Annotated in this window: 20 protein-coding genes, 1 tRNA gene and 1 pseudogene; 17 read left to right on the top strand and 5 right to left on the bottom strand. The window is 47.3% G+C overall.

Going from position 1 to position 21,088, the window contains the following annotated elements:
- The first annotated feature begins 247 nt into the window (after positions 1–247).
- The 14 genes and pseudogenes from Q7Q81_RS07255 to Q7Q81_RS07185 all read left to right on the top strand — a co-directional run bounded on the left by Q7Q81_RS07255 (position 248) and on the right by Q7Q81_RS07185 (position 14,418).
- Positions 248–496 carry a hypothetical protein gene (locus Q7Q81_RS07255; protein WP_304274876.1) on the top strand — a complete coding sequence of 83 codons (249 nt, stop codon included), beginning with the start codon at positions 248–250 and terminating at the stop codon, positions 494–496.
- A gap of 318 nt (positions 497–814) precedes the next feature.
- Entirely contained in the window at positions 815–2,068 is a 1,254-nt protein-coding gene (locus Q7Q81_RS07250) for a WYL domain-containing protein (RefSeq protein ID WP_304274873.1), read from the top strand.
- Entirely contained in the window at positions 2,069–3,013 is a 945-nt protein-coding gene (locus tag Q7Q81_RS07245; protein ID WP_304274870.1) for a WYL domain-containing protein, read from the top strand.
- 103 nt (positions 3,014–3,116) lie between these two features.
- Positions 3,117–3,308, top strand: coding sequence for a hypothetical protein (locus Q7Q81_RS07240; RefSeq protein ID WP_021719738.1), 192 nt, complete (start codon positions 3,117–3,119; stop codon positions 3,306–3,308).
- A gap of 14 nt (positions 3,309–3,322) precedes the next feature.
- Positions 3,323–3,871 carry an RNA 2'-phosphotransferase gene (locus tag Q7Q81_RS07235; RefSeq protein ID WP_304274867.1) on the top strand — a complete coding sequence of 183 codons (549 nt, stop codon included), beginning with the start codon at positions 3,323–3,325 and terminating at the stop codon, positions 3,869–3,871.
- A gap of 131 nt (positions 3,872–4,002) precedes the next feature.
- Positions 4,003–4,638, top strand: a complete 636-nt coding sequence (locus tag Q7Q81_RS07230) for a tRNA(His) guanylyltransferase Thg1 family protein (RefSeq protein ID WP_304274865.1) — start codon at positions 4,003–4,005, stop codon at positions 4,636–4,638.
- 18 nt (positions 4,639–4,656) lie between these two features.
- Complete coding sequence (locus Q7Q81_RS07225) at positions 4,657–6,855, top strand: RNA ligase (RefSeq protein WP_304274862.1); 2,199 nt, start codon at positions 4,657–4,659, stop codon at positions 6,853–6,855.
- A 230-nt stretch (positions 6,856–7,085) separates the two neighbouring features.
- Positions 7,086–9,569 carry an excinuclease ABC subunit UvrA gene (locus Q7Q81_RS07220; RefSeq protein WP_304274859.1) on the top strand — a complete coding sequence of 828 codons (2,484 nt, stop codon included), beginning with the start codon at positions 7,086–7,088 and terminating at the stop codon, positions 9,567–9,569.
- A gap of 244 nt (positions 9,570–9,813) precedes the next feature.
- Complete coding sequence (locus tag Q7Q81_RS07215; protein WP_304274856.1) at positions 9,814–10,929, top strand: Coenzyme F420 hydrogenase/dehydrogenase, beta subunit C-terminal domain; 1,116 nt, start codon at positions 9,814–9,816, stop codon at positions 10,927–10,929.
- Between the two features lie 34 nt (positions 10,930–10,963).
- Positions 10,964–11,409: pseudogene (locus Q7Q81_RS11080) on the top strand (DUF6125 family protein); the annotation flags it as partial.
- 171 nt (positions 11,410–11,580) lie between these two features.
- Entirely contained in the window at positions 11,581–12,333 is a 753-nt protein-coding gene (locus Q7Q81_RS07200; RefSeq protein ID WP_304274845.1) for a NifB/NifX family molybdenum-iron cluster-binding protein, read from the top strand.
- A 47-nt stretch (positions 12,334–12,380) separates the two neighbouring features.
- Entirely contained in the window at positions 12,381–13,643 is a 1,263-nt protein-coding gene (locus tag Q7Q81_RS07195; RefSeq protein WP_304274843.1) for an FAD-dependent oxidoreductase, read from the top strand.
- 15 nt (positions 13,644–13,658) lie between these two features.
- Complete coding sequence (locus Q7Q81_RS07190) at positions 13,659–13,850, top strand: 4Fe-4S binding protein (protein ID WP_304274840.1); 192 nt, start codon at positions 13,659–13,661, stop codon at positions 13,848–13,850.
- Positions 13,843–14,418 (top strand): 4Fe-4S binding protein, encoded by a 576-nt coding sequence (locus tag Q7Q81_RS07185; RefSeq protein ID WP_304274838.1) that lies wholly within the window; start codon positions 13,843–13,845, stop codon positions 14,416–14,418. The genes Q7Q81_RS07190 and Q7Q81_RS07185 overlap by 8 nt, the downstream gene beginning before the upstream one ends.
- Before the next feature lie 149 nt (positions 14,419–14,567).
- Here the strand turns inward: Q7Q81_RS07185 and Q7Q81_RS07180 are convergent, their stop codons facing one another.
- The 5 genes from Q7Q81_RS07180 to mscL form a co-directional block, all read right to left on the bottom strand.
- Positions 14,568–15,047, bottom strand: a complete 480-nt coding sequence (locus Q7Q81_RS07180) for a YbaK/EbsC family protein (protein ID WP_293725239.1) — start codon at positions 15,045–15,047, stop codon at positions 14,568–14,570.
- A 25-nt stretch (positions 15,048–15,072) separates the two neighbouring features.
- Positions 15,073–15,936: an Mrp/NBP35 family ATP-binding protein gene (locus Q7Q81_RS07175; RefSeq protein WP_304259899.1), complete on the bottom strand. Its 864-nt coding sequence runs from the start codon at positions 15,934–15,936 to the stop codon at positions 15,073–15,075.
- Between the two features lie 40 nt (positions 15,937–15,976).
- Positions 15,977–17,302 carry a branched-chain amino acid transport system II carrier protein gene (gene brnQ / locus Q7Q81_RS07170; RefSeq protein WP_304274836.1) on the bottom strand — a complete coding sequence of 442 codons (1,326 nt, stop codon included), beginning with the start codon at positions 17,300–17,302 and terminating at the stop codon, positions 15,977–15,979.
- Between the two features lie 102 nt (positions 17,303–17,404).
- A complete protein-coding gene (gene tyrS / locus Q7Q81_RS07165; RefSeq protein WP_021719331.1) occupies positions 17,405–18,628 on the bottom strand; it encodes a tyrosine--tRNA ligase in 1,224 nt (407 codons plus the stop codon).
- Positions 18,629–18,794: 166 nt separating this feature from the next.
- Positions 18,795–19,223 carry a large conductance mechanosensitive channel protein MscL gene (mscL, locus tag Q7Q81_RS07160; RefSeq protein WP_363316984.1) on the bottom strand — a complete coding sequence of 143 codons (429 nt, stop codon included), beginning with the start codon at positions 19,221–19,223 and terminating at the stop codon, positions 18,795–18,797.
- A gap of 165 nt (positions 19,224–19,388) precedes the next feature.
- Between mscL and Q7Q81_RS07155 the strand changes: the two genes are divergently transcribed.
- The 3 genes from Q7Q81_RS07155 to Q7Q81_RS07145 all read left to right on the top strand — a co-directional run bounded on the left by Q7Q81_RS07155 (position 19,389) and on the right by Q7Q81_RS07145 (position 20,996).
- Positions 19,389–19,724, top strand: coding sequence for a hypothetical protein (locus Q7Q81_RS07155; RefSeq protein WP_021719333.1), 336 nt, complete (start codon positions 19,389–19,391; stop codon positions 19,722–19,724).
- A gap of 82 nt (positions 19,725–19,806) precedes the next feature.
- Positions 19,807–19,883, top strand: a tRNA-Pro gene (locus Q7Q81_RS07150).
- A gap of 840 nt (positions 19,884–20,723) precedes the next feature.
- Positions 20,724–20,996 (top strand): hypothetical protein, encoded by a 273-nt coding sequence (locus tag Q7Q81_RS07145; protein WP_304274834.1) that lies wholly within the window; start codon positions 20,724–20,726, stop codon positions 20,994–20,996.
- The last annotated feature ends 92 nt before the right edge of the window (positions 20,997–21,088 follow it).

Genomic DNA, 21,088 nt, shown 5'->3' with positions numbered 1-21,088 from the left:
TGATGGTGAAGGTTCAAAGGTTATTTGCAAAGACTAATTTGAAAATTCCAGTTTGATGAAATAAAGCAGATGGCAATTGATGGGGTAACAAGTTGTATGAAAATTCTAGAAGTTGACGAAAATAAAAAGCAGTTTATATCATTGAGGAGGTCGGGGTTGGCTTGACCTTGGAGTGGTAAATAATAACTTACATGTTAGCTGAATTTTGCAAAACGCTTTGAGGATAATTTATCGTGAGGGTGCAATTATGAAAATAAAAAGTATTATAGCTAAAGCGCTGCTGAGTATGTCGTTGTTTGCTGTCTTGCCGTTTATTTTTTCTCAAGATAATTATGCGTATGCTTCGAGAGAAGAGCTGTTGAATCTTGAAGAAGAAAAGTCCGATATAGAGGATGAAATAGCAGAAAGACAGGCTAACGGTGAAAGCTATGACGATTTGGAAGAGCGGCGTAATGATGTGCAGGACGAAATAGAAAATATCAAGGATGAGGGCTGAGGCTTTCGGCAAAATCCGCACATAAGCTTTAAGCTCGCAAGTGCGTAAGTTTTTATCAATGGCAAAAAAAGCGTAGCTGTTATACATGCATAAAGTATGCTGATAGCTGCGCTTTTCTTGTTGCTTGTAATGCAGAAAAAAACGTATTTACTTTTTTATTTTAGAGTGTATTCACTTATTTGACATAGACAAAATCTGTCGTTGGTGTGTGATATACTAAGGATAAATCAGTGCTTAAGTAAAAAAGCAACACTGAATTATCAGCGTATTTTTGGAAATACTGTTTAGCGGAATTGCTGCGGAAGGAGGGTGCTGGCCGTGGCTTTTAATGAGTTAATAAAAAACTTTGATAATATACGGCAGCTGATGCGTGATTTTTATGTCTTTGGCTTTAAGAGCAGAGCTGATTTTGCGGATAAAAGCGCTCGTAGCTATGACAACGAGCGCAGACGCATTGAAAGCTGGCTGGGTGAGTATATGTATTTCCGCCAGAATGCCGGCGGTAAGAACTGCTTTATTTCCGTAGACAGCAGAAAAATCCGGCATAATCCTTTTTATAAAGCATTAAAAGCCAAGAGCTTTACGGCTAATGATATCATGCTGCATTTTTTCCTGCTGGATATTTTGCAGCCTGGTGAAAAATTTACTCTGCGTCAGCTTATGGAAAGGCTGGATGCAGCGTATTTATCTTGTTTTGACGAACCAGTGGCGCTGGATATTTCCACTGTGCGCAAGAAATTGGCAGAATATGCAGAGCTTGGTTTAATAGAAAATGAAAAGTGCGGGCGGGAGTTATATTATGAGCGCAGCAAGGATGAGGTCGATTTAGATGCTTGGCGTGAGGCCGTGAGCTTTTTTGCCGAAACTAATCAGATAGGTGTTGTAGGCAGCTTTATAGAGGATAAGCTTGCTACGGGCAGCAGTGTATTTTCCTATAAGCATCATTATCTGCTGCATGCTTTGGAGAGTGATGTGCTGCTTGATTTACTGGCGGCAATGGAGCGCAGGCAGTGCGTGCGTATTGAAAGCTGTTCTTCCAGAGGCAAGAACATTTCTTTTCGCGTGCTGCCGCTGAAGATTTATGTAAGCACGCAAAGCGGCCGGCGTTATGTGATGTGCTGGTTCTTTAAGGCACATAGGATTATTTTCTGCCGTCTGGATAATCTGGAACGTGTTCTGGAAGCGAAGCCTGTGCACGATTACGACAAGTTTTGCGCCATGGCTGAGCAGATGGAACAGCATTTGTGGGGAGTATCTATGAACAGAGGGCCTGCCGATGCTGATGCCTTGGAGCATGTAGAGCTTGTCGTGCGCATCAGCAGTGACGAGCCGTATATTCTGCAATGTCTGGAGCGGGAAAAGCGCTGCGGACGAGTGGAAAAAACAGATGCCGAGCATTATCGTTTTATTGCCGATGTGCATGATGCAGGCGAAATGCTGCCCTGGCTGCGTACCTTTATCGGTCGTATTGAAAGCTTTTACTGCAGCAATAAGGCTGTGGAAGAAAAGTTTTGGCAGGATTTGGCAGAGGTGTACGCCATGTATGGCGTGAAGAAAGCAGGTGAAGCGTAGATGAGCACAGTGTTCAGCGAGGTTTACGGAACATATTATAATGTTGTGGCGAAGGTGCTGACACAAGCGCTTGACGGAAAACTGTCTGCAGCAAGCATGCAACAGCTTGTCAGCGAGGGTGCTTATGGTGACAGCATGCTGCAGCTTTTGCCTGCACTTGCTGACGGTACATGGAAACTGCTGACGCCGGAACTTGGGACACCGCTGAAAAATAAGCCGACGATGCCTTTGACTGCTCTGCAGAAAAGATGGCTGAAAACCTTGCTCCTTGATGAAAAAATCAGCTTATTCTTTTCTGATGAGGAGATTGCGAGGCAGCAGGCTGCTTTGCAGTCTGTAGAGCCTTTGTACAGGCCTGAGCAGTTTGTCTTTTTCGACCGCTTTGTGGATGGCGATGCTTATACCAATCCTAAATATAGAGCAAACTTCCGGGAAATTCTTCATGCCGTGCGGGAAAAGCGTTATCTGAATGCTTCGTACCGGAGCAATAAGGGAACGATTATTGTCTGGACGGATTTGGTGCCGGTGTCTTTGGAATATTCGGCCAAGGACGATAAGTTTCGCCTGCAGGCAATAGCCGAGCGTAAGCAGGTGACGCTGAATTTAGGCAGAATAATATCCGTAGAAGCGGGAGAGGCAGTTGAGCATATAAAAAACTTGAAGAAGGGAGAGCTTTCCAAGCAGACTCTTGTTCTGGAAATTGAGGATGAACGCAGTACGATGGTGCGCGCATTGATGCATTTTTCCGACCTGGCGAAGGAAACGGAAAAGCTTGACGAGTCGCATTACCTTTTAACAGTGAGGTATGATAAGGGCGATGAAACCGAAATGCTTTTCCGTGTGCTGAGCTTCGGACCGACGGTTAAGGTTCGTGAGCCGGAGGACTTTAAGGAGCTTATCAGGAAAAAGCTAAGAGAGCAAATGCAATGCAGCGCAGAATTTTAAGTGCGCATGTTTTTTTCCATGATTATAGCTTGCTGCTGTGTTAAGATTAACATAGCAACAAGCTATTTTTATAAAACAGAACAGATAATGGAGGAATAAGCATATGGAAAGATTTGTAAGCTATGAGAAAATGTCGAAAAAACAGCAAAAGATAGTCAACGCCTCCAAACGAGGCAACTGGGGAAATGTGAAGCCGATTACTAAGGTCAAGGCTTCGGCAAAAATTTATAATCGTAAGAAGAAGCAGAACTCCGGGGACTATGGCTATAGTTTCGGGAGTTCTGCTTTTTTATAAGGCGGGGAAATGCTATGAGCAAAAGCTTAAACGAATGGGGAAGATTTTTGGCGCTGGTGCTGCGACATAAACCGCAAGCAGTCGGCATTGAGCTGGATGTGCATGGTTGGGCGCAGGTGGAGGCGCTGCTTGTTGCCTTTAATCGTATTGAAGCATTTAATATGCTTATGCTGGAGCATATTGTTGCTGAAGATGATAAGCAACGTTTCGCATTCAGCGAGGATAAGAAGAGAATCAGAGCAAATCAAGGGCATTCCGTGAGGGTTGATGTGGAGCTTCGGGAGGCTGTGCCGCCGGAGCTTTTATATCACGGGACTGGCGTTAAATATGTTGCGAGCATCAACAGACAGGGACTTATCGCCAAGCAAAGGCTGTATGTGCATTTATCGGCGAATGTCGAAACAGCGCATAATGTAGGCAAAAGACATGGAGAGCCGTTTATCTACGAAGTCCTTGCAGGCGATATGGCGAGAGCGGGCTATAAGTTTTACCTTTCGATAAACGGTGTGTGGTTAACAGAATGCGTACCAAGAAAATTTTTACGCGAATGGAAGGAGCTTTAGATAATGAAATTTGATGATTTTGATAAACGGATGCGAGTGTATGAACAGAGCATTGATCAATATATAGTTCCGGGAATGTATATAGCAGCAAGGCTGGACGGACGCAGTTTTACTAAATTAACGCGAGAGATATGCAAATTGAGGCACCCTTTGACTCACGCTTTCGTGATTTGATGGTTGATACGACAAAGCATATTATGAATTGCGGTTTCAAGGTTTTGTACGGTTATACAGAAAGTGATGAAATATCCTTGCTGTTCAGTCCCGATAACAGCGCTTTTGCTAACAAAGTACGCAAAATAAATACTATATTAGCAGGTGAGGCTAGCGGTTACTTTTCCTTGGCACTTGGTAAGGCGGTCTGCTTTGATTGCAGAGTGGTGCCTTTGCCTAATATTGAACTCGTAAAGGATTATTTTTTATGGCGGCAGGAGGACGCAAATCGCAATGCGCTGAACTCCTGGTGTTATTGGACGTTACGTAAGGAAGGCCAGTCGAAAAATGAGGCTACGCAGTATTTGCGGGCGAAAAGTGTTGCCTTCAAAAATGAGCTTCTCTTTGCAAGGAATATAAACTACAACGATGTACCGCAATGGCAGAAAAGAGGCATCGGTGTATACAGCAAGGAGTATATTCGCCAAGGCTATAATCCGGTTTCAGAAAAAGTAGTATCCGTAAAAAGAAAGAGCTTTGAGGCAGACTATGAATTGCCCATAGCTGAAAAATATTCGGCATTTATAGGCAGTTTTTTAGCTGCAAAGTATTAGTTAAGTAAGGTGATTGATATGAGAATTTTATTATTGATGCGTGGTGTGCCTGGCTCTGGCAAGAGCACGTTTATAAAAGAGCAGGGGCTGGAGCCTTATACATTGAGCGCAGATGGGTTACGCCTGTTATATGCTTCGCCGATGCTGGATAATGCAGGCAGATGGTGCATCAGCCCGCATTTTGATAAGCAGATGTGGCCTTTTTTGCTGCAGACGCTGGAGGAGCGCATGAAGCGTGGCTGCTTTACGGTCGTAGATGCCACCAACATCCGTGGCAGAGATATGACTGCGTATAAAAAGCTCGCCAATGAGTATAAATATCGCATTTATGTGGTTGATTTTACTGATATTACATTGGAAGAAGCAAAGAAAAGGAATATGCTGCGTGAGGAATACAAACAGGTTCCGGAAAATGTTATTGAGAGAATGTATGCTCAGCTGGCGGATAATAAGGTTCCGTCCGGTATTACCGTAATTAAACCGGAGGAGCTTTTGAAAATTTGGTACAAGCCACGCGATTTATCTGCCTATAAAAAGGTAATTCATATCGGTGATATTCATGGCTGTTATAAGCCGCTGAAGGAATATCTTGAGGAAATAAATCCGCAGAACTACTATATTTTCCTTGGCGATTATATCGACAGGGGCAGCGAGAATGCCGAGGTTCTGCAATTACTGTTGCAGCTTGCCGCATTAGATAACGTTACGTTGCTGGAAGGTAACCATGAAGCTAATTTGCGGGATTACGGTTTGGCAGATGGCGTTGCTTCGAAGGAGTTCCGCATGCAGACGGCATCGGAGCTGGCGCAAGCAGGACTGAGCAGGAAAGCAGTGTATAATTTTTACAGGAAATTGTCGCAGTGCTTCTGCTATACATATCAGGGAAAAAAGGTTTTGGTCAGTCATGGCGGATTGGCGCGGATGCCGGAGAATTTATCCTTGGTAGCGACAGCGGAGCTGATTTACGGCACTGGCGTGTATGAGGATGCTTTGGATGTTGATATGTCTTTTGCCAAGCACGCAGCTGCAAACGAGTATCAGGTTCACGGACACCGCAATTATGAGGGTGTGCCGGCGGAGGTTAACGAGCATTGCTTTAATCTGGACGGAGCGGTGGAAATGGGCGGTCAGCTGCGGGCGCTGGAGCTTAGCGAGGATGGCTTTGCCGTAGTTACTGTCGGTAACGCTTTAGAGTATCTTGATAAAAAGAAGGGCGCAAAGGACAGCAAAGCAAATGCCAAGATTGAGAATGTGCAGCAGCTTTTGGCCAACTTTGCCGGTAATCCGTTGATTAAAGAGAAGAGTTTCGGTGTAATTTCTTCCTTTAACTTTACCCGTGACGCTTTTTACAACAAGGCATGGGATGATGTTACCTGCAAGGCAAGAGGCTTGTACATCAACAAGCGGACAGAAAAAATTGTCGCACGCAGCTATGATAAATTTTTTAATCTTGATGAGCGCCCGGAAACGAAGCTGAACGCATTGAGGCACAATCTGCAGTTTCCGGTGCAGGCCTATGTGAAGGTCAATGGTTTTCTTGGCATTGTCGGTTATGACAGCGCACAGAAAAAGCTGCTTGTAACCTCTAAGGGTGATATGTACGGCTTATATGCGAAGATTTTCAAAAATACCTTGGCTGCGGAGCTTAAGGAACGCATGCAGCTTTTGGAGAATTTTGTTAAGACTAATAATTGCTCGGTTATCTTTGAGTGCATTGAGCCGGAGATGGACCCGCATATTATCGAATACAGGAAGCCACAGGTCGTACTGCTGGAGATTATTGAAAACGAGCTGAGTTTTGCGCATCGTCCGTATGCGGAGCTGATTGCTTTGGGCGAGCAGCTGCAGGTTGAGGTTAAAGAGCAGGCCTGCACGCTGGCATCTTGGGATGAACTGCAGGTGTGGCTGAAAACGATTATGCAGGAGGATTATCTGTATAACGGTCAGCATATTGAAGGCTTTGTTATCGAGGACGGCAGGCATTTTATGACGAAGCTGAAGCTGGCGTACTATTCGAAGTGGAAAAGATTGCGCCGGGTGGCGGAGGCTACGCTGCGTCATGGCGCTGTAAAGGCCAAGTGGCAGCTGAATGATGAGCTTAGCAGGGAGTTTTATCAGTGGCTGCAGGAGGAGATTTATCCTCTGCGCAAGAGTGATGGGACGTATGCCTTTGCGACGGATATAATTTCTTTGAGAAAGCTGTTTGCAAAGCGCTAGTCCTGCGTATAAAACTTTTAGGCAATCGGAAGTCTGTTTTATAAGATGAGAAAAATAACAAAGGCATAATAAGCTGTGATAATGCAGCTTATTATGCTTTTTTGCGCGCTTTAAATTTGAAGAATAAAAAAGCTTGCGCACAAGTTGCACTTGTATTGTTATAGTGTTAGACTAAATTAAACATATCATGTATATTTTAGAAGCAATTTAATTCATACAGGAGCAAAAAAATGATTGATAAAATGCTTATTCGTGGAGCGAAGGTCCACAATCTGAAAAATATTGATATAGATATTCCCTTGGGGAAAATTGTCGGCATTGCGGGTGTATCCGGATCCGGCAAATCATCCCTGGCGCTTGGCGTGCTGTACGCCGAAGGCTCACGCCGCTATCTGGAGGCGCTTTCGACATATACGCGCCGACGCATGACGCAGGCTGCCAAGGCTTCCGTAGATGAGGTGCTGTATGTTCCTGCTGCCTTGGCGCTGCACCAACGCCCCGGTGTGCCGGGAATCCGCAGTACCTTCGGCACAGGCACGGAGCTGCTGAGCAGCTTGCGTCTGATGTATTCGCGTCTTGCCAGCCATCGCTGTCCCAACGGACATTATTTGGAGCCGACGCTTTTGGTTGCTGCAGGCAAGAAGCTGACCTGCCCGGAGTGCGGCGAACAGTTTTATGCGCCGTCTGCCGAGGAACTGGCCTTCAATTCGCAGGGCGCCTGCAAAACCTGCGGCGGTACCGGCAGCGTCCGTACGGTAGATTTAAGCACGTTGGTGCCGGATGAATCGCTTACAATCGAGCAAGGCGCAGTTGCGCCGTGGAACAGCCTGATGTGGTCACTGATGACGGATGTCTGCAAGGAGATGGGTGTGCGTATAGATGTGCCTTTTCGCGAGCTGACGGAGCAGGAGAAGGATATCGTTTATCACGGTCCTGCTGAAAAGAAGCATATTCTCTACCATCCGAAGAAAAGCAACTCCAACGATTTTGCTGAGCTTGATTTTACCTACTTCAACGCTGTTTATACAGTCGAAAATGCGTTGCCTAAGGTAAAAGATGAAAAGGGCATGAAGCGCGTAGAAAAGTTTTTGAAGGAAGATATCTGCCCCGACTGCCACGGTACGCGTCTTTCCGTAGCTGCGCGTGCGCCGGAGCTGTTGGGGATTTCGCTGGACGAGGCCTGCAGCATGACGTTGGCACAGCTTGTGACATGGGTGCAGCGTGTTCCCGAAAGCCTGCCGGAGGCAATGCATCCGATGGCGGAACGCATCTGCGAAGCATTTACCGGCACAGCAAAGCGGTTAATGGATTTGGGATTAGGTTATCTTACGCTTGACCGCTCCGCTGCTACGCTCTCTACGGGAGAGAGGCAGCGGATGCAGCTGGCGCGTGCTGTCCGCAATCGTACTACCGGAGTTCTTTATGTGCTGGATGAGCCGTCAATCGGTCTGCATCCTTCCAATATCGTGGGACTGACCGGCGTAATGCATGACCTGGTGGCAGACGGTAACTCTGTAATCCTTGTGGACCATGATACGCAGATTTTGCAGGAGGCGGACTGGCTTGTGGAAATGGGAACGCAGGCAGGCGCCGGCGGCGGCCATGTAATTGCGCAGGGAACAATAGCGGAGATAGAAGCAAATCCTGCTTCGCAAATCGGCCCGTTCCTTGCCGGAAAGGCAGCGGCAAAGCGGAAAAGCTGCGCTCGTAAGCAGGAGCTGTTTGCTGACGGCACCATTCATCTTGCTACCGCATCGATACATACCGTTAAACCGTTGAAAATAGATATTCCGAAGGGCAGGCTGACAGTTGTTACCGGCGTATCGGGTTCCGGTAAAACCACAATGGTTTTGGAAAGCCTTGTGCCTGCGCTGGCTGCGGCGATTGACGGCAAGACGCTGCCTGAGCATATCCGTGCCGTTAATGCTGAGGGGATTGAGCACGTTAAGCTAATTGATGCGACACCTATCGGAATCAACGTCCGTTCTACTGTCGCTACCTATGCAGGCATTCATGATGATTTGCGTAAGCTCTACGCCAAATTGCCGGAAGCCAAAGCACATGAATATAAGGCCGGTGCTTTTTCATACAACACAGGCTCACTTCGCTGCCAAGGCTGTGACGGAACAGGCGTTGTCAGTTTGGACGTACAATTTTTGCCGGACGTGGATATACCCTGCCCGGACTGCCGCGGTTCGCGGTACGCGAAGGCGGCCTATGATATCAGGCTGACGAACGAGGCGGGGGAGAGTGCTTCGCTGCCGGAGTTGATGGCTATGGACGTAAATACTGCTCTTGAGTTCTGTAAAAATATGAAAGGCATCAGCCAAAAGCTGAATGTTCTGCGTCAGCTTGGTCTTGGCTATTTAACGCTGGGTGAGGAAACTCCCGGCTTATCGGGCGGTGAAGCGCAGCGCTTGAAGCTGGCCAGCGAAATCGGAAGAACGCAGCATGATTCTGTCTTTGTTTTTGATGAGCCTTCGATTGGTCTGCATCCTTTGAATGTGCAGGTGCTGCTGGAGGTTTTTCAGGCACTTTTGGATAATGGGGCAACGGTTATTGTCATTGAGCATGATTTAGACGTTATTCGTAACGCTGACTATATTATCGATATGGGACCTGGCGGCGGTGATGCAGGCGGACGCATTGTGGCTTGCGGAACGCCGGCGGAGATTAAGGCAAACGCAAACAGCATTACCGGCAGATTTTTGTGAGTAAGATTGGATTGGCAAGAGAATAGTAAAAAATAAGAGCTGACTTTGGCGAATTGCGAAAGTCAGCTCTGTTTTTGTGCGCTAGAAATTACGCTGTCAAGCAGCGTCAGCGCATAGTGACAGAATCGCAGATAGTGCAAGCAAGAGGGCTTTTTTGTGATATAATAAAAGAAAAATCACTTAAGCGGAGCTTTACGCCGAAATAAACGTTATAACAAGCGATAGCAATAGGGAGGTTAAAGACATGATTGAGCTGAGCAGCAAACAAAACTGTACAGGCTGCAGTGCCTGCGCCAATATCTGCCCGCGTGGATGTATAAGAATGACTGCGGACGAGGAAGGCTTTTTGTATCCCAAGATCAACGAAGAAATGTGTATGGATTGCGGTTTATGTGAAAATGTCTGCCCTATGCTGCACAAGCCACAGCAGCATGAGCTGCTTGCTGTGTATGGCGCCAAGAATAACGATGATGCTGTGCGCTTTACCAGCTCCAGCGGAGGAATGTTTACGCTTTTTGCCGAAGAAATCCTGCAGCAGGGAGGCGTTGTGGTCGGCGCTGCGCTGGATGAGCAGCTTAATGTGCAGCATGTGTTGGTGAACAGCCTTGACGAGTTGCCTAAGCTGCGCGGTTCGAAGTATGTACAGAGCAAAATCGGCAAGATTTACAGTGAGGTACGGCAAATTTTACGTGCAGGCAGAAAGGTTCTGTTCAGCGGTACGCCGTGCCAGATTGCCGGTCTGAAAAGATATATGGTAAAGCCGTCGGAGAATCTTTTGACGGTTGATGTTGTTTGTCATGGTGTGCCTAGTCCCAAGGTTTATCAAAAGCATTTGCGGGAGCTGGCGCAGGAGGCAGGCGAGCCTGTTGTGCAGGTGAAATTCCGCGATAAGGCGAAGGGTTGGAAGCAGGGCGAGACCTTGTTCTTTACCGAGCATCAGCGCTTTGGCGCAAGCAAGCGGCAGGAAACCTATATGCGCCTTTTCCTGAATAATATCAGCATACGTCCGTCCTGCGGTGAGTGCGCGTTTAATAATAAGCGCAGCCTGGCGGATATCACGATTGCCGATTATTGGGGCATTGATAAACAGTACCCGGAATTTGATGATGATAAGGGCGTTACGCTGGTGCTGGTGAACAGTGAAGCCGGAGCGGAATTGCTGGCGCAGGTTAAGGACAAGGCGGAGCTTTTGACAACAGACTTTGCCAAGGGAGCAGAATATAACGTGGCGGTGAGCAAGTCGCTACCGCTAAATCCTAAGCGGGCATTTTTCTTTGAGCATCTTGAAGAGTATACGTTGAAAGAGATGGCGGAGAGGTGCTTGGATGATAAAGAAGGAAAGATGAAACCGTTGTTTTAAAATTACAATCCCCCCACAAAGGAGGTTATTCATCATGTACAATAAATATCTTGCAGAGCTGAGCAAAGAACAGCTTTTGGAGCTGATTGAGCTTTATGCGAAAAACTGGCTGGCGCATGACGGCGTTTGGTTCCAGTCGATTGAACGCAAATCAGGCATGGCAGAGGCCATGTACCATGATGAGGAGGCATGGAAGCGCTTTACTGTGATTGAAGCCAAGCGCATCAAGGAGTTTTGCAGCTGCCGGAGAATCCCGGCTTAGAGGGCTTGGAGCAGGCGTTGCACTATCGCTTTTACGGCAATTTGAACGAGCATGAATGCATTCGTGAAGGCAACAGTCTTGTTTACCGCAACCGCGACTGCCGTGTGCAGACGGCGCGCAGCCGCAAGGGTATGCCGTATCATCCTTGCAAATCGGTCGGCATTTACGAATACAGCGGCTTTGCAGCTACGATTGACGCGCGCATTAAATGCCGTTGCCTGAGCTGCTTCCCTGATTGTACGGAAAGTCCTGACGGCTGTGCGTGGGAATTTTATCTGGAAGAAGAGTAGAATATTTGCTGGTGTAAAATTTAAATGGGCATATGTCAAAAATATAATTGACATATGCCCGTTTCGCTTATATAATGGACTTAGAGAGGAGGAAATCAGATGCCTAGAAAAGTGAAATGCAGAAAGGTTTGCCATTATCCGCAAACGCTGGAGTTTTTACCGCAAAACAATAATGCAGAGCAGGAGCCGATTGTTCTTACTGTTGACGAATATGAAACGATTCGCCTGATTGACAGGCGCGGCATGAGTCAGGAGCAGTGCGCGGCCTTTATGCAGATTGCGCGGACGACAGTGCAGCGCATTTACGAAACGGCGCGCAAGAAGCTGGCGGATTTTGTTGTAGAAGGACGGCCGCTGCGTATCGAAGGCGGCGATTTCCGGCTCTGTAACGGCAGCAGTACAGGCTGCGGCTGCGTGGATTGCTTTAAGCAAAAATTATATGAAAAATACAAGGAAAAGGGAGAAGATATCATGAGAATTGCAGTAACCTATGAAAACGGCGAGATTTTTCAACATTTCGGACATACCGAGGAGTTTAAGGTTTATGATGTGCAGGACGGCAAAGTTGTTGCGTCCGAGGTTGTGGATACCAACGGCCAAGGTCATGGTGCTTTGGCAGGTGTATTGGCCGCGCTGAAGGCAGACGTTCTGATTTGCGGCGGTATCGGCGGCGGGGCGCAGATGGCGCTGGCTGCTGCAGGCATTAAGCTGTACGGCGGCGTAAGCGGCAGCGCAGACGCAGCGGTAGAGGCTTTGCTGGCAGGTAATTTGGACTACAACCCCGCTGTTAAATGCAATCACCACGGTGAGCACGGCGAGGGTCACGAGCATGGCTGCGGCGGACATCACTGATATAAGATAAACTACGAAAACTTCATCGCAAAGGAGGCCTGATTTAAATGGCGATTATTGTAAACCCGACGGCTGCAGAGTTCAAGCAGATGCTGGCCGAGAAGAAAACGTTTTTGGCAGATTTTTATGCGACCTGGTGTGGTCCTTGTAAGATGCTCAGTTACGTGCTGGAGGATATTTCTAAGGAGATGGGCGAGCGTATAGACATCGTCAAGATTGATATAGATAAGGAGCCGGAGCTGACGGAGGAAATGGACATAACCATTATTCCCGGTCTGTTCTTTATTAAAAACGGCGAGGTTGCTTCGCGCTATGCCGGCTTTCTGCCGAAGGAGCGCCTGCAGGCAAGACTGGAAAAGCTGTTGGGCAACGAGCCGCCGGTGGAGCAGGCTCCCGATAGAAGCTATGATCTGATTATTATCGGCGGCGGTGCTGCCGGCCTGACGGCAGCTGTTTATGCGCGCCGCGCTGGCTTGAAGACTTTGGTGCTGGAATCCTTCGCTCCCGGCGGCAAGCTGATAAAAACCTTTGAGATTGAAAACTGGCCCGGTATCAAGAACGTCAATGGCTCACAGCTGGCCTACGATATTTATGAGCAGGCGATGGCTTTGGGCACGTCCTATCTTTATGAGAAGGTTGCAGCGCTGGAGATTGAGGGAACGGAACGACGTGTGCGCTGTGAAAGCGGTGCGGAGTTTACGGCGCCTGCTGTGATTATCGCTACCGGTACAGTGGAGCGCTTGCTGAATATTCCCGGTGAGCAGGAGATGATCGGCCGCGGCATCAGTTTCTGTGCTGTCTGCGATGCGGCGTTCTACCGCAATAAGCCGGTGATTATCGTGGGTGCAGGCAATGCTGCCTTTGAGGAATCACTGTATCTTGCGGAATTTGCATCGAAGGTTACGATTCTGGCGCGCCGTGATGTCATCAGCGCAGAGCAGATTACGCAGGATAAGGTGGCTGCTAATCCGAAGATTGAGGTGTTGACATGGCGTGTACCGCAGGAGGTTATTATCGAAAATAATCGCGTTGCGGGCCTCAAGGTGCTCAACAAACAGACGGGAGCAACAGAAACGATGCTTGCAAAAGGCGTATTCCCGTATATCGGCGCGGATCCTGTTACAGAGTTCTGCCGTGATTTGGGTATTACCAATGACAAGGGCTATCTTGTTGTGCACAGCGATATGTCAACTGCAATTCCCGGTGTGTATGGCGCCGGTGACGTGTGCGACAAGGTGCTGCGTCAGGTTGTGACGGCTACTAATGACGGCGCTATTGCGGCTCAGAGCGCGCTTGCGTATTTGCGTTAAAGGACGTGTGGCGTTATGAAAAGATTTGCGTTGGTAAACGAGGACAGATGCGTTTCCTGCGGTGCCTGCACGCAGGTGTGCCCGCGTCAGGCGATAAGTGTATATAAGGGATGCTTCGCAAGGGTAGACAAGGAGCGCTGCGTTGGTTGCGGCCTCTGCGCCAAGACCTGTCCTGCAGGCAGCATCAGGGTGGCAACAGATGGCTAAAAAAACGCAGCATTGGTATGATTATCTTTGGCTATGGCCGATAATTTTTTTTGTCCTGGGCTTTTTCAATATCCTTTTTGCCTGGCTGGGAATGATTGATTTTATGGTGCCTGTTTTGTTGGCACTGTTTGGCGGCAACAAGCTGTTCTGCAACCGTTACTGCGGACGCGGCTTGCTGCTGGCAAAGCTGGGCGGCGAGTGGAAGTGGTCACGTAATCGCGCTACGCCGGAGCTTTTGGTCGCCAAATGGTTCCGCTTCGGCTTTCTGTGCTTCTTTATGGCTATGTTTGGCAACATGCTGTGGCAGACTTATCTTGTAGCAACGCAGGCGCAGTCTCTGCGTGAGGTTGTGACGCTGCTCTGGACGTTTAAGCTTCCTTGGGCGTGGGCCTACACTGCCGGCAGCTCTTCGGCGTGGGTTGCGCAGTATGCCTTTGGCTTTTACAGCGTAATGCTGACCTCTATGCTGCTTGGCTTGGCAGTAATGGCGCTGTTCAAGCCGAGAACCTGGTGTACCTTTTGCCCGATGGGTACTATGACGCAGATGATTTGCAAAATGAAAAAATAGCTTGTGAAAAATTTACAAGCATATGAAAAATGACCTCCTGTAAACAGTTGAAAAAATCTGCTTACAGGAGGTCTTTTTATGCGTAAAAAACGCAGCGGACGCTGAATCTGCTGCGTATTAAAGATTGAATTTGATGTTGTTATAAAGGCTTATTCCTGCCAGCCCTTGCACAAATCTACCCAGCCCTGGCAGTTGGCGCTGTACTGCTCCAATTCGTTCGGAGTAAGCTCAATAGCGCTGTTGTGGCTGCCGCAGGCAGGGAAGAAGGTTACAAAGCGTTTGAGGGAAACGTCAAGATAAACCTTAACGCCGTCGTTGATGCCGAAGGGGCAGACGCCGCCGATAGCGTGGCCGATATCCGGTTCTACCTCGTCAGCAGTCAGCATTTTGGCCTTGCAGCCGAAGAAATGCTTGTACTTGGCGTTATCTACCTTGGCATCGCCTGCAGTAACAATGAGGATAACACTGTCATCATGCAGCTTAAAGGAAAGGGTTTTGGCAATGCGCGCAGGCTCACAGCCTGCTGCCTGTGCTGCCAGCTCTACGGTAGCGCTGGAGGTTGCAAACTCTATGATACGATTATCTGCATTAAATTGTTTCAAGTATGTACGAACCTTTTCTATAGACATGACAAAAGCCTCCCTTTAAAAATGCTTACTGAAAATTATCAGCTAAAAAATCACAGCAATCATCCAGCTCTGCTACATGGCAGTCCGCCAGCTTGCCTGCGTCGCAGGCTGCTGCCAGGGACGGATTAATCGGCAGGCGGGCGAGCACCTTCAGACCGTAGGCGTCAGCAGTTTCTGCCAGATGGCTGGGGCCGAAGATTTCGTAATCCTTACCGTTATCAGGGCAATGGAAGTAAGCGTAGTTTTCAATCAGACCGAGAATCGGAATGTTCATCATGCGTGCCATTTTTACTGCCTTGGCAACAATCATGGAAACAAGCTCCTGCGGAGAGGTTACGATGATGATGCCGTCGACAGGCAGGGATTGGAAGACGGTCAGTGGTACGTCACCGGTTCCCGGCGGCATATCAACAAACATAAAGTCTATATCTGTCCAGATGGCATCGCTCCAGAATTGCTTTACCATGCCGGCGAGCAGAGGCCCGCGCCAAACAACAGGGTCAGAATCATTCTTCAAAAACATATTGGCAGAAAGCACCTCCAGACCGCAGGGAGCAGTCAGAGGCAGAATACCGATTTCGTTGGCTTTGGCCTTGCCGTTCACGCCAAGGTTATGTCCCATGGACGGACCGGTGATATCAGCATCCAAAACAGCACAGCGCTTACCACGGCGCTGCATGCTGCTTGCTAAAAGACCGGTGATGAGGGACTTGCCTACACCGCCCTTGCCGCTGACTACAGCGATAACCTTTTTGACGCTGCTCATCGGATTGAGCTGCGCACGGAAATCAGTTGCCTGTGTTTTTTCAGCAGCTGCTGCGGAAGGACAGCCTTCACAGCTGCTGCGGCCGCAGGAAGATGCATTGCTGCATTGTTGTTCGTTAGACATAAATTACACCTTACTCTCTAATTGATTATGAATAAAATTATTAGTTAGCTTTTCTTACAGCCTTCAGCAGCAGGCCTACAGCGATACCGCCGAAGCAGGGAACAACCCAGCCGAAGCCGATGTCAAACAGCGGCAGGTTCTGCGCTAGGAAGTTATCCAAGGCCATGAAGCGGATGTTGGCAACGCGCAGACCGTCGAAAACAGCGAAAATAGTTGTCAGTATCAGGCAGATGCGGAAGGTCAGCTGATCATCATGGATAATTGCACGACCGATGTTGAGAATTACCAGAGCGATAATAATCGGATAGAGCATGCAGATAACAGGAATGGAGAATTTAATGATGTTTTCCAGACCGAAGTTTGCTACTACCAGGCTGAAAGCAGAGATGAAGAATACCAGTCGCTCGTATTGTATACGATTATTGCTAAGCTCGGAGAAATAACCGGAGATAGCAGTTGTCAGACCGATGCTGGTGGTGAGGCAGGCGAAGAAGATAATCAAGGCCAATACAACCTGACCGCCGAAGCCCATGTAGTAGGTACAGATTTTGCTGAGCAGAGTAGCGCCGTTAGGAATAACACCGAAAACATTGATGCTTAGTGCGCCGGTGTAAGCCAGTGCTGCATAGATGATAGCAAGGAAGAAGGCTGCAATCAGGCCGGCATAAGAGCAGAGCTTGGTCAGAACCTTTTTATCGGTAATGCCCTGAGCCTCAATAGCCTTGATAGTAATAGAACCGAACAGAATTGCTGCCAGAAGGTCCATGGTATTATAGCCTTCCTGGAAGCCGCGGAAGAACGGAGATGCAGCAAAGTCCGGATTAGGCATTTTCAGGCTGCCGGTAGGATTTACGAAAACGCAGACCACGAGAACTGCCAGACAAATCAAAAGCATGGGGGACAAAAATTTACCGATATGACCGATAATTTTTGACGGATTAATAGAAAAGAAATAGGTCAGAACGAAAAAGAACACGGTGTATACCGGCAGGCCGATAGCTTCGCAGGAAGCAGGCAGCAGGCTGTGAATACCGGTGTCAAAGGAAACGGCAGCGGTACGCGGAATAGCGAACAGCGGGCCGATAGCCAGTGCGCAGAGAATGGTAACGGCGCGGGCATACAGGGGATGCATAGGCATAGCAATGGAGTCCGGGTTATCGCTTTGCTTCATAGCCATAGCGAGTACGCCCAAAAGCGGGAAGCCGACGCCGCTCAGGCAGAAGCCGAACATGCCCCAGGAAATGTTTTCGCCTGCCATTTGGCCTAAAACAGGCGGGAAAATTAAGTTGCCGGCACCGAAGAAGAAGGAAAATAACATCAGGCCGATAGGGATGATTAATGAAAGATTGATTTTATCGTTTTGCATTAAGAGCTCCTTATTACTACCTTAATTAAAAGAGTAGTCTGTATTTCGAAATCATAGAAAAAGCCACCTAGTCCGTCAGGAGCATAGATGGCTTTTAAAGGCTTATTTTACCAGCAGACGGAAATATTTCTTTTTACCCTTACGGATTAACAGGCTCTTGTCTGCATCAAACATGTCTGCGCTCAGGCATGCTTCTGCATCCTGCAGGACAGTGTCTGCTACAGTCAGGCCGCCTTGGGCGATTAACTGACGAGCTTCGCGTTTGCTGCTGAAAACTTTAGCGGCAGTCAGTACATCGATAATCTTGGCAGTCATATCTTCCGGGGTAATTTCGATTGCCGGTACGTTGCTCATGTCTTTGGCATTGCCGCCGAAGAGTGCTTCGGTAGCCTCCTGCGCCTGACGCGCTGCTTCTTCGCCATGAACAAGTTTGGTAACCTCATAGGCCAGTACTTTTTTAGCTTCGTTGATAGCTGCATCCTTCAGTGCGCTCAGACGGCGAACCTCATCCATCGGCAGGAATGTCAGCAGGGACAGGCAATTTTCTACGTCGCTGTCGGCAACATTACGCCAGTATTGATAGAAATCATACGGAGAAGTTTTTTCCGGGTCAAGCCACAGAGCACCCTTTTCGGTTTTGCCCATCTTGCGGCCATCGCTGGTGGTCAAAAGCTTGCAGGTCATGCAGTAAGCAGGTTTTTGATCCTTGCGGCGGATTAATTCTACGCCGGCAAGCATGTTGGACCATTGGTCGTCGCCACCCAGCTCCATAATGCAGTTATGGTCATGGTGCAGCTTCCAGAAGTCGTAGCCCTGCATAATCATATAGTTGAATTCAAAGAAGGTCAGGCCTTTTTCCCAACGCTTCTTGAAGCATTCGGCAGCCAGCATACGGTTAACGGTAAAGTGTACGCCAACCTCGCGCAGCAGCTGAACATAGTTAAGGTCTAACAGCCAGTCGGCATTGTTTACAATGATAGCCTTGTCTTCACCGAAATCAATGAAACGGCTCATCTGCTTTTTGAAGCAGGCAATATTGTGAGCGATGAATTCCGGAGTGAGCATTTTACGCATTTCGTCCTTGCCGCTCGGGTCGCCTACCATGCCGGTGCCGCCGCCCAAAAGTACGATAGGACGATGGCCTGCGCGTTGCATATGGCTCATCATCATCAGGGCGATGAAATGGCCTACATGCAGGCTGTCCGCGGTGGGGTCAAAACCGATATAAAAGGTGATTTTTTCCTTCTCTAATAATTCTTTAATCTCGTCTTCATGGGACATTTGCTTAATAAAGCCACGTTCCATAAGCACGTCATAAACAGACATCAGATAACCTCCTTACAATTTAAGCTGTAAAAAACAGCCTAGGCGATATATATAATCTACATTATACAATATAAGCTTGTTTTTAGCAAATGAAAAAGACTTTATAAAAGTGAAAATGGCTGATATGCAGGAAAAAATCCCGAATATCAGCCGAAAGTGTAAACTGTTATTCCAAATGAGATGTGCAGTGCGGGCAACGGGTTGCGTCGTCGGCAATCTCGGATTTGCAGTAAGGGCACAGACGCGGCTCCGGTGCAGGCGCCGGTTCCGGAGTGAGCTTGTTGATCTGGCGAATCATCAGGAAGATGACAAAAGCGAGAATCAGAAAATCAAGTACGGAATTAATGAAGCTGCCGTAAGCGAGCACAGGCGCACCAGCCTTTTTTGCTGCCTCCAGCGTAGCATATTCCTTGCCGTTGAGGCTGATAAACAGATTGGAAAAATCCATCTTGCCAAGCGCCATGCCTAATGGAGGCATAACGACATCGTTTACCAGAGAGCTGACGATTTTGCCGAAAGCACCGCCGATAATAACGCCGACGGCCATATCCATAACATTACCGCGCATAGCAAATTTTTTAAAATCTTCTTTCATAGACATATATGAACACCCCTCGTCAAATGTATTTTTTATAGTATTCTCGTTTAATGCTGAATTTCCTGCTGCTTGACGAAAAAGTGCTTGTGACATATAATAAAAGGGAATAAATTCTGCGTTATGCAGGTTCATTTAGTTAGATATAGAGATGGAGGAAGAATTATGCGTGACGATTTAGTAGTACCTGGCGAAGGCGAGGAGAATTATGTCCTGGCCCGTGATGCCAGAGTTGTGACTGTACCGTTCTCTCCCTTGGAAGAACGTATGCAGAAGGAAAAACCGGAGGTTTTTGCACGTCTGCAAAAGCTGAAGGAAATTATCGGTGAGGAAACCTTCAAGCGCCTTGTAAGCAAGGTGCACAACATCAACTATGCTGATACCCGTATCATGCTTGTTGCTGAAAACGAGCTGCACCGTACCAACATTGAAAGAGAGATTTTGCCGGCTATTGCTGAGGCTTTTGAGGTTACCAGCATCCGCGTTGTTACCCAAGGATAAAATTTTTCAAAAAAAGTGTTGACAAAAGCTTAAAGATGCTTTATAATTACATTCGTTGCTGATGAACAGCAACAACAAATGTCGGGGCGTGGCGCAGTTTGGTAGCGCGCTTGTTTCGGGTACAAGAGGCCGTGAGTTCGAATCTCGCCGCCCCGACCAAATTTAAAACTTCAGGAACCGCATGAGAATGCGGTTCTTTTTGTATGCTGAAGCTTTAAAGGACGAAAGGAAAATGAGAAAAATACTGCTTTGTCCAATATTTGTTCCAACTGCCTATTTAAAACACTTTAGAATGCATTAGAAAAAGCCTGCTTTTCAACTCAATGAAATAGCAGGCTTTATTTATGGCATTCTCGTATTACTCCATGGTAGTTTATTCTTCAGTTGGAAAATATAATGTTGAATGTTGCTGTATAAATTAAAAAGCAGCAAAAAAGCCCCCCTGTAAATCGCAAGAGCAAGAAGCGTAAATAAAGAGGGCGGCAGGTAGGACGAGCAATCGTCCTCCTGCCTATATTCTACCACGTTTTAACAAAAATAAAAATACTAATTTGGTTATTCACTATTAGCATCCTAGTTGAAGCTGTAAGAAATTTTCCCCAAATGAGCCTACATGAGTGGGTTATATGGGCTCATGGTTTAGCTAGTGGTATATTGATTTTATACTGGTGGATAAGAAGAAGCTGACAACGGAGAGAAAAATAGTGCGGTACTCGTGCTGTGGCGTGCTTGAAGGTGTGGGAAGACAGTGAAGATTGGCGCAAGTTGCGTGGTTATGCTGGGCTGCGGGAAGCGGAGAGCAGGCTGCAAACATTTGAAAGAAGTTATTCTCATGGAGTGGGAAGCCCAGTTTGTAATTTAGAATACATTAACTCTACCGATTATAAGAGAAAGTTTGATGCTTTGTCTGATGATAGGACGCTAAATAGAGCTGTATATGAGCGTTGCAAGGCTATGCTTATACATTAAAGTGGAAAATACAGTGAAGATTTATGTGTTATGACTGCTGATGGAAAGCAGTTGGTGGGCTTAACTACTAATTCTGAAGATGGTTTAACGAAATATACCGATAAACTAAAAGATGAAATCAAAAAACATAAGAGAAATGCACTTATATCAATTCATAATCACGCTACAAACATTCCGCCGACTAGCGCAGATTTTGCTACAGCTGGTTATCGAGGGTATAAATTTGGAGTTGTAGCTTGCCATAATGGAAGAGTATATCTATTCGACAGAAAATGCTCTACCGTTTTCTGCTACTGGATATGACAAAATGGTTGAAAAATATCAAGATGTGCCATATAATTTAGATAGTGAGAAGGCTATTTTGAAAACAATGGAGATTTTTAGCAAAAGCCACG

Origin of the sequence: Phascolarctobacterium succinatutens (assembly GCF_958453765.1) — a bacterium.
Lineage (GTDB): Bacteria > Bacillota > Negativicutes > Acidaminococcales > Acidaminococcaceae > Phascolarctobacterium_A > Phascolarctobacterium_A succinatutens_B.
Note: the sequence above shows the minus strand (reverse complement) of the source record. Positions and strands in the feature narration are given on the sequence as shown.